Annotated in this window: 13 protein-coding genes and 1 pseudogene; 5 read left to right on the top strand and 9 right to left on the bottom strand. The window is 66.5% G+C overall.

The genetic code is table 11. The features are described 5' to 3' along the window. From ACVV2G_RS32865 to ACVV2G_RS32835, 7 genes are all read right to left on the bottom strand, one after another. A partial coding sequence (locus ACVV2G_RS32865; RefSeq protein WP_453842865.1) for a hypothetical protein occupies window positions 1-108 on the bottom strand: 108 nt, incomplete at its 3' end. 16 nt (window positions 109-124) lie between these two features. Further along, window positions 125-598, bottom strand: a complete 474-nt coding sequence (locus ACVV2G_RS32860) for an IS3 family transposase (protein ID WP_453842864.1) — start codon at window positions 596-598, stop codon at window positions 125-127. Further along, window positions 595-903 carry a transposase gene (locus ACVV2G_RS32855; protein ID WP_453846430.1) on the bottom strand — a complete coding sequence of 103 codons (309 nt, stop codon included), beginning with the start codon at window positions 901-903 and terminating at the stop codon, window positions 595-597. Before ACVV2G_RS32855 ends, ACVV2G_RS32860 begins: the two co-directional genes overlap by 4 nt. A 107-nt stretch (window positions 904-1,010) precedes the next feature. After that, window positions 1,011-1,982 carry an LnmK family bifunctional acyltransferase/decarboxylase gene (locus ACVV2G_RS32850; RefSeq protein WP_453846429.1) on the bottom strand — a complete coding sequence of 324 codons (972 nt, stop codon included), beginning with the start codon at window positions 1,980-1,982 and terminating at the stop codon, window positions 1,011-1,013. 33 nt (window positions 1,983-2,015) lie between these two features. After that, on the bottom strand, window positions 2,016-3,806 hold the full coding sequence (locus ACVV2G_RS32845) for an acyl-CoA dehydrogenase family protein (RefSeq protein WP_371243857.1): 1,791 nt from the start codon (window positions 3,804-3,806) through the stop codon (window positions 2,016-2,018). 47 nt (window positions 3,807-3,853) lie between these two features. Further along, window positions 3,854-5,059, bottom strand: a complete 1,206-nt coding sequence (locus ACVV2G_RS32840; protein WP_453846432.1) for a beta-ketoacyl-[acyl-carrier-protein] synthase family protein — start codon at window positions 5,057-5,059, stop codon at window positions 3,854-3,856. 8 nt (window positions 5,060-5,067) lie between these two features. Beyond that, entirely contained in the window at window positions 5,068-5,289 is a 222-nt protein-coding gene (locus ACVV2G_RS32835; protein WP_266082870.1) for an acyl carrier protein, read from the bottom strand. Between the two features lie 277 nt (window positions 5,290-5,566). Between ACVV2G_RS32835 and ACVV2G_RS32830 the strand changes: the two genes are divergently transcribed. The 5 genes and pseudogenes from ACVV2G_RS32830 to ACVV2G_RS32810 form a co-directional block, all read left to right on the top strand. Then, on the top strand, window positions 5,567-5,701 hold the full coding sequence (locus tag ACVV2G_RS32830) for a winged helix-turn-helix domain-containing protein (RefSeq protein ID WP_453846428.1): 135 nt from the start codon (window positions 5,567-5,569) through the stop codon (window positions 5,699-5,701). Window positions 5,702-5,771: 70 nt separating this feature from the next. Continuing rightward, on the top strand, window positions 5,772-5,978 hold the full coding sequence (locus tag ACVV2G_RS32825; RefSeq protein WP_453846427.1) for a transposase: 207 nt from the start codon (window positions 5,772-5,774) through the stop codon (window positions 5,976-5,978). Between the two features lie 47 nt (window positions 5,979-6,025). Continuing rightward, window positions 6,026-6,352 (top strand): transposase, encoded by a 327-nt coding sequence (locus ACVV2G_RS32820; protein ID WP_453846426.1) that lies wholly within the window; start codon window positions 6,026-6,028, stop codon window positions 6,350-6,352. A gap of 5 nt (window positions 6,353-6,357) precedes the next feature. Then, on the top strand, window positions 6,358-6,906 hold the full coding sequence (locus ACVV2G_RS32815; protein WP_453846431.1) for an IS3 family transposase: 549 nt from the start codon (window positions 6,358-6,360) through the stop codon (window positions 6,904-6,906). A gap of 194 nt (window positions 6,907-7,100) precedes the next feature. Further along, window positions 7,101-7,337, top strand: a pseudogene (locus ACVV2G_RS32810) (hypothetical protein); the annotation flags it as partial. Here ACVV2G_RS32810 and ACVV2G_RS32805 read toward each other — a convergent pair. Both ACVV2G_RS32805 and ACVV2G_RS32800 read right to left on the bottom strand, forming a co-directional pair. Next, a complete protein-coding gene (locus ACVV2G_RS32805) occupies window positions 7,294-8,085 on the bottom strand; it encodes an IS5 family transposase (protein ID WP_453846425.1) in 792 nt (263 codons plus the stop codon). The pseudogene ACVV2G_RS32810 and the gene ACVV2G_RS32805 sit on opposite strands and share 44 nt — an antisense overlap. A gap of 275 nt (window positions 8,086-8,360) precedes the next feature. Continuing rightward, window positions 8,361-9,178 (bottom strand): IS5 family transposase gene (locus tag ACVV2G_RS32800; protein WP_453845995.1). Its coding sequence is split into 2 segments (ribosomal slippage): window positions 8,361-8,840 and window positions 8,843-9,178, totalling 816 coding nucleotides; the frame shifts between segments, so codons are not numbered across the junction. Window positions 9,179-9,240: the final 62 nt, after the last annotated feature.

The following is a 9,240-nucleotide window of genomic DNA, read 5'->3' as shown; positions in this document are numbered from 1 at the left end:
TTGAGACCCGCGGTCCGAATGAAAGATCGCATTGCCAGCGGTGTGCCCGCCGGCATGGGCCATTCGGATGGCATCCGCCACGAGCTGAGCCCTCATATGGCTGGCCATCGACCAGCCCACGACCTCACGCGTGCACAGGTCGATCACCGTCGCCAGATGAAGCCACCTCGGCGGTTGGCATGCAGGTGATGTCCCCGACGAGTTTCAGTCCCGGCATCGGCGCCGTAAAGTCACGCAGGACGAGATCCGGCGCGGGTGCAGCCGAGCGGTCCTGTCTCGTCAGGGACCGCGACTTCCGTCGCGTGATCCCGGCGATCTGTCTCTCTCGCATGACCCGCGCGACCCGTTTGCGGTTCACGACGTGTCCGCGACGGCGCAGTTCGCGGGTGATCCGCAGAGCACCGTAGGCGCCCCTGGAATCGGTATGGATCTCTCGGATGCGGTGCGCAAGCTCCTCTTCGACGCCGGCTTTCTCCTCCCGGGCCTCTTTGTTCTTGTGCCAGGTGTAGTAGCCGGACCGGTCCCAGCCCAGGACGTCGCACATCCGCTTCACGCCGTGGGCGTTCCGGTGTTCGTCGACGAAACGGAAGCGGATCACCGTGTCGTCTCCCGCGCGAAATAGGCGGCGGCTTTCCGGAGGATCTCGTTGTCCTCCTTGAGCCGGGCGTTCTCCCGCCGCAGACGCCTGAGCTCTTCCTTCTCGTCGGGAGTCATACCGGCATCACCCCCGCCGTCCGCGTCCTGGGTGCGGGCCTTGTCCTCGCGGACCCAGTTCCGCAGCGTCTCCAGATGGATGCCCAGGCTTCGTGCGATGTCGGTGAGGGTGCGGTCCTTCGAGGAACGCACCAGATCCACTGCATCCCGCTTGAACTCTTCGGGGTAGTTCTTCCGCTTTGCCACCATGGATCACTTCCCCTGGATGACGAAACATCCAGCGTCCAGGTGTCGGAATCTCGGGGGTCACTCCAGCAGGCGCTGACCCCCCAACCCAGGTCGTCGACTCCCACTCCTCACTGCGGTCCTGCGGTGTGGACACGAAAGGACGCGACGGCCAGGGCGCGGTTGCCCGCAGTGTCCTGGATGAGGATGTCGGTCCGCTCGTGGTGCTGGTTCTCGGGATCGCGCGCGAGGCGTAGATGAAGGCGCAGTGTCGCATCGAGATCGGCGTTGCCGAGATAGCAGATCCGTATGTCCTGGAGCGAACGGTCGAGGAACGCCCGGTCGGTCCGGCCAAGGCCACGCCACAGTTCCAGCAGTGCCCCCTCCGCGATGCTGAGGAACGAGGCGAAGTACATGAGCCCGACACCGTTGATGTCGCGTGTCACATCTACGCGATGGTTGACGATCAGCTGGTCGCCCGACGGGGTGTAGTGGGCCGTGGCCGGATCGTGAAAACGATGGTCGGCCCTGGCTTGTCTGCACGGTGTCTTCGGTGAGTAGACGTCGGGCAATTCCGGGAGGCGCGTGTGGTCGAAGCCGACAGGTGGGGTGTGCACCAGTCCGACATTGGTGTGGCCGGCCCCGCGGGTGAGCCAGTGGTTGAGGTTTTCCACGTACAGGCAGTCGGGCCGTGGCCGTTCGTGAAATTCCTCGAGGTCGAACGAGGCGTCGAGCTCGGTGGCTCCCTGGGGAAGCCTTCGGATGCGGTGGAGGGTCAGCACCGAGCGGCGGCCTTGGGAGAAGACTCGGGTGATGACTTCCAGCCTGTCCCCGAAGGTGATCCGCTCAGGGGTGAGATGGCCTCCGGAGCGAATGCGGAAGTAGTGGAACGCCAGGTAAGCGGCGCGCCCCTGGGCGTCCTGGGCGTTGAAGACATCGAGTCCGCAGACGGTGCTGACGCTTTCCCAGGTCCAGTCACCGACCCTGGCGGCAAACAGTGCGGTGGGCCCGCACATCCCTGGTTGTACGGTCACGAGCCTGCGGACGTCCGCCGGGCCGGTCTGTTCGATGCGGGTGACGGGCGACGCGGATGCGAGAGTCACACTCACGGCAGGGTACCTCTTCAGTGGTAACTGTCAGGCGTGGAAGTCGGTGAGCCCTGGGCGGAGTGCTGGGGCGCGCAGAAGCTCGTCCGTGAGGCCGAACCCGTCGACGAGCAGGTCCGCATAGGGCAGCACACGGGTACTGAGCGCTTCCAGCAGAGTCGGGATACGAGTGACCTGATGTGGGGTGAGCGTTCCGTGGGCCAGGTGCCATGCGGCGTCCCGCTCCGTGAGGCCCAGCCCGTAGAGCGCCGCCAGCAGGCCGAGTGCCTCACGGGTGCGTGGGGTGGTGGCTTGGGTGGCGGCCGTGTGAAGTTCCTCGAGGGCCAGTTCGCGTCCTCGGGACTCAGCAAGGGTGAGCGCCGCATTGATGTGATGGTTCCAGGCGTCGAACAGGGAGCTCCCGCCGCGGATCTCACGGCGCATGGCATACGCCGTGGTGTCGGTCAGGCGCGACTGGCGGAACCGTGTCAGTTCACGGTGGAAGGAGGGGTCGGTCAGACTCCTTCCCTGCGGCTCGGGGGTGCCGGTGTCCGTGGCGGGGGGGTGGGCAAGGAGTTCGTTACCCGCCTTCGCCAGGAGAGGCAGGTTGTCGCCTTCGGCCGTGACCACGCCCTGGGCCATGGCGATGTAGTCCGCGATGCGGTTGGCGGAGAACATGCCCTGCGCCCCGGTGCGTTCGCGGCAGGTGGTGAGGACGTCGGTCATCGACCAGCTGCTGACAACTTTGGTGAGGGAGATCAGGTGGTTGGTGTCATCGCTGACTCCGGTGCGTACGAATGCGCGTTTCGTGCTGTTGACGAGAAACGTCATGGCGTAGACGTCGGCGAGCGCCCGGAAGAGTGCCGTCTGCTGGCTTCGGTAGGCGATGACGGGCACGTCGCTCTCGCCCGGTGCGAAAGTTTTGCGCTGTCGCGCGTACCTCAGGGCGATGTACAGGCTGGCACGCCCGGCCGCGACGAGGGCGGAGGCCAGACAGAGCCTGCCGGGCTGTACCCGCTCGAGGGAAGTGAGGAACCGCCGTCGCCGGCTGGGTATCGTGCTCTCGAAGGTGCCGTCCGGCATGAGCCGTCCCATGGCTCCGCCCAGCAGATTGCGGCGAGGCAGGCGGACGCCGTCGAACCAGGTGACGCCGTTGTCCAGAGCGAGACCGGGTTTGTCCGGCAGGGCTGTGGCCCGCACACCTGGGAGAAGACCTTCGGCGTCGCAGATTCTGACGATGAAGGGAAAGATGCCTCGGTCGGTGTCCTGGACGACAAGCCTGGCCATCACGACCGCGATCTTCGGAATGTCCTGGATGCCGGTGTACGGCATGAACTTCTGCGCCTGCGGGTCCGGCGTGCTCAGAACGAACTCATCGGCCAGCGGGTCGTACACGGCCCTGGTGCGCATCGCTGCCGCGTTGTTCCCGAAGCCCAGTTCGGTGACCATCAGCATGCCGACCGACCGCATGGTGGCGAGCTCTTCAATGATGTCGTCGAGGTCGTCGCGCCCTGCGCTGTGGTGCAGGAGGGTTCCCAGACAGAGGTTGTAGTGGCTCATGAGCAGGGGCAGTGTGGTCGTGTCCATCAGCGACGGCCATTCGCTGAGCGCGAAGAGGCGAAGGGGGTCGTCGAGGACTTTCTGCGCGGGCCCGGTACGTGCGTGGACGAGGCGGCTCCGGTCGTATGCGAGTCTCCCCTGCTGGGTCGCGTCGAGCCCGCTGCGCGGCGCGAAGAGCGGATCCGAGACCGTGTCGCGGAGATCTGCGTGGACGTTGTCGAAGGTTCCGTCGAAGACCAGCCGGATCAGCTCGTCGCGGTCCTCGGATGTGCTGGAGGGCATGGTGTGGATGTGTTCTTTCCCTGTGTCTTGACTGTGGACCGCAAGCGTCAGACTGCGAAGGCGAGACTGACGTTGTGGCCGCCGAAACCGGCCGAGTTGGTGAGTGCGTACGAGGTGGCGACAGGGCGCGGCCGGCCAGTCACGACATCGAGCGTGATGGCGGGATCCAGTCGTTCCAGGTTCGCGGTCGGCGGGAGGGTCTGGCGGGAAAGTGACAGAACAGTCAGTGCCGCCTCGATCGCGCCGGCCGCGCCAAGGGTGTGACCGGTGACCCCTTTGGTGGATGTCACAGGGACTTCCGCTCCGAAGAGGCGCCGGATCGCCTCCGCTTCCACGGCATCGTTCAGCTGGGTCGAGGTGCCGTGGGCGTTGATATGTCCGACCTGCTCCGGCTGCAACCCGGCGTCCGTACAGGCACGGCGCATCGCCTGTTCAATCCCCCGCCCCTGCGGGTGCGGGGCGGTGACGTGGCTGGCGTCTGCTGATGCTCCGTACCCGACGAGTTTTGCCCGTACGTCCGCGCCGCGCCGTCGGGCATGGTCGAGGCGCTCCAGGATCAGTACCCCCGCTCCTTCGCCGATGACGAAGCCGTCGCGGTTCGCGTCGAAGGGCCGGGATGCACTGGAAGGTCGCGCGGACTGACGGGACAATGCTCCCATCCGGGCGAAGCCGGTGACGAATGTGGGCGAGATCGCGGCTTCCGTGCCACCGGCGATCACCACGTCGCAGGCACCCGAGACCAGCAGGTCGCGTGCGACACCGATCGCGGTGGCACCCGACGCGCAAGCAGTGGCCGTCACCAGGTTGGGGCCGGTGGCGTCGAATTCGATGGCGAGTCGGCCGGAGACCATGTTGACCAGCGCCATGGGATGGAAGAGCGCGGATACTCCCTTGGGCCCCCTCTCCAGGAAGCCGGCGTGCTGGCTTTCGAAGGTGGCCACACCGCCTGCCGCCGAGCCGATCACCACGCCCACCCGGGTTCCGTCCCAGTGGGCGGGCTCCAGACCCGAGTCGGACACTGCCTCCCGGGCGGCCAGGAGCGACAGTTGGACAAACCTGTCCAGACGCCACGCCTCGGCCGCACCGAATTGGGCGTCCGCATCGTACGAAGGGACGCGGCAGGAGATTCCCACCGGGGCGGAGGCCAGAGCAGGGTCCTCGGTGGCGGTGCCGACACCTGCGCAGACACCTCGCCAAGTCAGTTCAGTTCCCACACCGGCGGGCGATACCAACCCCAGCCCCGTCACGGCCACTTCACGGCTCACCGGTCGGCGGCCGCGTGTATGTCGAGGGCTTGCGCGGCTTCGGCCAGCGTTGCTCCCTTCCTGATCTCACCTTCCGCCATGACGATTCCGAGCTGACCTTCGATGATGTCGGTGAGTTCGACGAGGGCGAGCGAATCGACGTCGAGTTCCTCGAACGTGGCGGCGGGATGCAACTCCGCAGCGTCGACACCGAGTTTGTTCGTCAGCAGCTCGGCCAAGCGATCGTACATAGCAGTCATAGCAATGCCCTTTCTTGCCGCACAGTGCGGAATGAATCTCCCGCACTGTAACGCTAGTTGATCTTTTCGAGGTTAACGAATTACTCCAAATGAGTGAACCATCAGTCACTTCATGGCGATGTGCGCGCATTGCGTGATTCGAATACTCAGAGGGCGTTTACCCAAATTAAGGGCAGCATGCGGTTTATGTCGCTGCCCCATTTCGATATGGTTCAGCACCGCATATTGATCCGAAGTCCGCTTCACCGAGCCCGGGGTGGGCAAGTACCTCAAGCGCTGGGGGCTGACCTTCCAGCGGCCGGACAAGCGGGCTGTCGAACAGGATCCCGGAAGCGGTCCGAACGTGGCACGAGGAGACCTGGCCGGCGATCTGGGCCCGGGCGAAGGCTGATGACGGCGAGATCCTGTTCGCCGACCAGGTCGGGATCCGCTCGGATCAGGTCATCGGCCGCACCTGGGGCATGAAGGGGAAGACTCCGGTGGTTCGCCGCACGCGGAACCGGTTCTCCGTGAACGCGATGTCCGCGATCAGCACCCGCGGCCGGATGCACTTCATGGTCTTCACCGAGGCGTTCGACGCGACGGTCATGTGCCGCTTCCTCGCCCGGATCGTCGGGCACTTCGACCACAAGGTCCACCTGATCGTCGACCGGCACTCGGTCCACTGAATCGCCCCGGGTTCGGTAGAGACTCGATTCCGTGAAAGGATTGAGTCATGGCACGTCCCTCCTCTTATCCCGTTGAGCTGCGCAAACGAGCGGTCCGTATGGTCGCCGAGGTCCGTGGTGACTATCCGCACGAGTCGGTCGCGCTGCGGGCGGTCGCCCAGAAACTCGGGATCGGTTCGGCCGAGACCCTGCGGAACTGGGTAAAGCGGGACGAGGTCGACTCCGGGCGGCGTCCGGGGACGACCACGGAGGAGTCCGCGCAGGTCAAGGCGATGAAGAAGGAGATCGCCGAGCTGAAGCGGGCGAACGACATCCTGAAGGCTGCGGCGTCTTTCTTCGCGGCCGAGCTCGACCGGCCACACACTCGCTCGTAGCGTTCATCGACGAGCACCGGGCCCGCTTCGGCGGTGTCGAGCCGATCTGCCGCGTGCTCACCGAGCACGATTGCAAGAGCGCCCCCTCTACCTATTACGCCCACCACAAACGACTCCAGGCCCCGTCCGCTCGCACGGTCCGCGATGCGGAGCTGAAGCCGCTCATCCGGCAGGTCTTCGAGTCCAACTACCGTGTCTACGGGGCCAGGAAGGTCTGGCGCGAGCTGCACCGCCAGGGTCACGTCGTGGCCCGGTGCACGGTCGAACGCCTGATGCGCGAGCTCGGCGTCACCGGTGCCGTGCGCGGGAAGAAGGTCATCACCACGATGGCGGACAGCTCCGTCGAGCGGGCGCCGGACCTGCTGGACCGCAAGTTCGTCGCACCGGCCCCGAACCGCTGCTGGGTCGCCGACTTCACCCACGTCAGCACCTGGTCGGGAGTGGTCTACGTCGCGTTCGTCGTGGACACCTTCTCCCGCCGGATCGTAGGCTGGGCCGCCGCCCTGTCGAAGGAGACACGGCTCGTCCCCGCTGTTCCGGCGGAAGAGCCTTGAGGGGAAGTTCCGCCCGGTCGTTCGTGAGGCGTCCGTCCGTCAGCAGGGCTTCGACGTCTTCGTAGGCGAAGAACACCCACGACCCTCCGTACATGTCCGAGCGATGCACGGGATCGTTCTCGCGGAACTGCGCGTAGACGGGGAAGGGGTCGGCGAAGAGGTCAGCATTACTCATGGGGCTGCCACGGACGGCACTGTCGGCGGACTATCAGCGCGTCCTGGCCGCACTCGCGGACCGGGTCCGTCTCGGCCAGGGCCCGCTGACCTGCCAGGAGATGACCGCCGCCTTCAGCATGGACGTGGTGCCCGCGAAGGTGGAGGCGTTGCGGTCGAAGGCGAAACGTCTGGTCGCGCGGGGCTGGCTGGCCGAGCCGGCGCCGGGCCGGTTCACGCTCGCGCCGGGCGTGAACGGGCCAGGCGGCGGGTCATGACCATGGTCATCGACCAGTAGACCATCGCCTCGGCGCTGGTGGTGCGGCGTTCGAAGTCGCGCACCAGGCGACGGCTTCGCATCAGGTGGGCGAAGAGACGCTCGACGATCCACCGCTTGGGCAGCACCACGAACCCACGCGTGTCGTCGCTTCGCTTGACGATCGCCAGGACCAGGGCGAACGCGGCCAGGCAGTGCTCGACGAGGCTGCCGGTGTAACCGCCGTCGGCCCAGACGAGTTCCAGCCGGTGATGCGCGTCGGCCACCTGCTCCAGCAGCACCTTCGCGGCGGCGCGGTCACCGATGCCCGCGCTCGTGACCATCACGCCCAGCAGCAGCCCCAGGGTGTCGACCACGACGTGCCGCTTGCGCCCGTTGATCAGCTTCCCGCCGTCGAAGCCCCGGCTGTCCGTGCCGACAACCGCGTCCGCTTTGACTGACTGAGAATCGATCACTCCCGCACTCGGCTCGGCATCCCGCCCCGCCTCCAGGCGGACCCGGCCGCGCAGCCGGTCGTGGAACTCTCTGACCAGCACGTGGTCGCGCCAACGGCGGAAGAACGCGTAGACCCGGTCCCACGGCGGGAAGTCGCTGGGCATCGCCCGCCACTTGACGCCGTTGTCCACGAGATAGCGCACAGCGTCCAGCATCGCTCGGTGGCAGTACGCCTCCGGCTGTCCGCCGCGGCCCCGCAGCCAGCCCGGCACCGGCAGCAGCGGCCGGACCACGGCCCACTCCGCGTCCGTCATATCCGAGGGGTACCGCCGAACACGTTCCGGGTGATCGGCCGCATTCCCGAACCGGTGAGCGACACAATCACACGACGGAGCAGCCGAGTTGAACTCCACCGGCGCGAGCACGTACAACTGCGGCAACAGGGTCTCCTGGATCTCGGTCGGCTTCGCAACCCCGAGCTACCAAGAGGCCCTGCCTTCATGCCCGTGGCCGGCCGCGATCACCCGAACGAGACTCCCGTTCGACACCCACCCCTCAAGATCGGAACGACAACAGCTACTTAGAGGTCCTAACAAAGCCGCTGGACGTGGCGGTGGGTGATCAGGCAGACGGCGAGGCCCAGGAATGCTTCGTGGATGTCGTCGCGTCGTTCCCAGCGGATGCGCAGGCGGCGGAAGCCGTGGAGCCAGGCGATCGTGCGCTCAACGACGTAGCGGAAGGTGCCCAGGCCGGTGCCGTGCGGCTCGCCTCGCTTCGCGATCACGGGGCGTATGCCTCTCTGCCAGAGCAGGCGGCGGTACTTGTCGTGGTCGTAGCCGCGGTCGGCCAGCAGTGCATCCGGGCGCCGGCGCGGCCTGCCGACCCGGCCCGCGACGGCGGGAATCTTGTCGAGCAGCGGCTCGAGTTGGGTGACGTCATTGCGGTTGCCGCCGGTCAGCGACACCGCGAGCGGGATGCCCTGGCCGTCGACGATGAGGTGGTGTTTGCTGCCCGGCCGTGCGCGGTCGACCGGGCTGGGCCCGCTTTTGGGCCCCGTCGGGCGGCCCGCACATGCGAGGAGTCGATCACCGCCCGTTCCCAGTCCAGCTGGTTCTTCGACCGCAGCTCGTTCAGCAGCAGCTGGTGCAGCTGGTCCCAGACGCCGGCCTCGTTCCAGGCCGCAAGGCGCCGCCAGCAGGTCATGCCCGAGCCGAAGCCGAGTTCCTGGGGCAGGTACTCCCACTGGATTCCGGTGTGCAGGACGAAGAGGATGCCGCACAGGGCCTGCCGGTCTGGCACCCGCGGTCTGCCCTCGGCCTTCTTCGGACCCGGCTGCGGCAGCAACGGCTCGACCAGCGACCACAGTTCGTCCGACACGATCCACGGCCGCGACTGACGGTTTCCCATGCCCAGACATACGGGCAGAGCGGCCGACAGCCTCATGATCAGCAGCTTTTGTTAGAGCCAGT

It is taken from the genome of Streptomyces sp. JK94 (assembly GCF_053613315.1).
Note: the sequence above shows the minus strand (reverse complement) of the source record. Positions and strands in the feature narration are given on the sequence as shown.